General features: G+C 43.6%; 2 protein-coding genes. Both read right to left on the bottom strand.

What is annotated here, in order from left to right:
• Positions 1-210: 210 nt before the first annotated feature.
• Positions 211-1,251, bottom strand: a complete 1,041-nt coding sequence (recA, locus tag ACP45E_RS15335; protein WP_017035175.1) for a recombinase RecA — start codon at positions 1,249-1,251, stop codon at positions 211-213.
• A 200-nt stretch (positions 1,252-1,451) separates the two neighbouring features.
• The coding region (locus tag ACP45E_RS15330; RefSeq protein WP_069585196.1) for a CinA family protein at positions 1,452-1,831 on the bottom strand (380 nt) is incomplete at its 5' end.

The raw sequence follows: 1,831 nt of genomic DNA, 5'->3' as shown, positions 1-1,831 counted from the left end.
TTTCCTGCGCTATTTCTGATCACTTATTTACAGTGATTGGTAAGCAGCAAAATCATCGTTTAAGCAGCGCGTTTACTTGGGATGTGACCTTATAGGCTTATGCGATTGGCATGGATTTTAACATCTTTTTCTCGCCGTTTTTATCCTATCTTAGAAACGACAAAGCCCCGCATCGCGAGGCTTTACATTAGTCATGGGCATGATTAACGTTTATAAATCTTCTTCTAACTGCTCGACATCTTCTGTTGGTTTCTCTAATTCAACAGGAGCCAACAACATTTCTCGTAATTTAGTATCGATTGCAAGGGCTGCTTCTGGGTTATCACGCAGATATTTACCTGCATTTGCTTTACCTTGACCAATCTTGTCACCATTGTAGCTGTACCAAGCACCCGCTTTTTCAACAAGTTTGTGCTTCACACCTAAATCGATCAATTCGCCTTCGCGGTTGAAGCCTTTGCCGTACAGAATTTGTGTTTCGGCCTGCTTAAATGGTGCGGCAATCTTATTCTTAACAACCTTGATACGAGTTTCGTTACCAACGATTTCATCGCCTTCTTTGATAGAGCCAGTACGACGAATATCAAGACGAACCGATGCGTAAAACTTAAGTGCGTTACCACCAGTTGTGGTTTCTGGATTACCAAACATAACACCAATTTTCATACGAATTTGGTTAATGAAGATTGCCATACAGTTAGATTGCTTAAGATTACCCGTCAGCTTACGCATTGCTTGAGAAAGCATACGAGCTTGAAGACCCATGTGGCTATCGCCCATTTCACCTTCAATTTCTGCTTTCGGTGTCAATGCTGCAACCGAGTCAATAACCAATACATCAATCGCACCAGATCGTGCCAATGCGTCACAGATTTCTAGCGCTTGCTCACCCGTATCTGGTTGAGAAACTAGCAAAGCGTCAATATCTACGCCTAGCTTTTGTGCGTAGATAGGATCTAAGGCATGCTCTGCATCAACGAAGGCACAGGTTTTTCCCACTCGTTGAGCGGCAGCAATGAGCTCAAGCGTTAACGTTGTTTTACCTGATGATTCCGGGCCGTAGACTTCAACGATACGCCCCATTGGTAAGCCACCAGCACCGAGTGCGATATCTAAAGAAAGTGAGCCTGTTGAGATGGTTTCTACATCCATTGTACGGTTGTCACCTAGACGCATAATAGAACCTTTACCAAACTGCTTTTCAATCTGGCCTAAGGCTGCGGCTAGTGCTTTTTCTTTATTTGCGTCCATCTTTATCTCCACACGGTTCACGGGGTTCATCGTGAACTAGACTATACGGGTTACCCAAGCGGGTATTTAATTGGTTTTCATTATACTGTTGATTCATACAGTGTCTATACCTGTATGAAAAAAATCACGGCTTTTATTGTTTATATCACACAACGAGCATCCAACACTTTATTTACGTGTGTGAGAAAAAACAACCTAGGTCATTGATTCAAGTAACCTACAAGAGTTTGAAGCGCATATTCGACCGCTTGTGAGCGAACACTTGAACGATCCCCATCAAAATGGACAGTGTCAATTTTTGTCCACCCATTGGTATCGGCCCAAGCAAAACAAACGGTTCCTACTGGCTTATCTTCGGTTGCGCCACCAGGGCCTGCAATACCACTGATCGAAACGGCGATAGTAGCATTAGAATGTGTGATTGCTCCTGTGACCATTTCCATCACAACCGGCTCACTCACAGCGCCATATTGATCCAGCGTTTGTGTCTGAACACCTAACATCTCAACTTTCGCTTCATTGCTATAAGTGACAAATGCTCGATCAAACCACGATGAACTACCCAGATCGGAAGAGCGGT

This window comes from Vibrio genomosp. F10 str. 9ZD137 (genome assembly GCF_049974785.1).
In the GTDB taxonomy this organism is placed as follows: Bacteria; Pseudomonadota; Gammaproteobacteria; order Enterobacterales; family Vibrionaceae; genus Vibrio.
Note: the sequence above shows the minus strand (reverse complement) of the source record. Positions and strands in the feature narration are given on the sequence as shown.

Coding starts and splice junctions, on each gene's coding strand:
- recA (WP_017035175.1), bottom strand. CDS start 1,251: ATGGACGCAAATAAAGAAAAAGCACTAGCCGCAGCCTTAGGCCAGATT.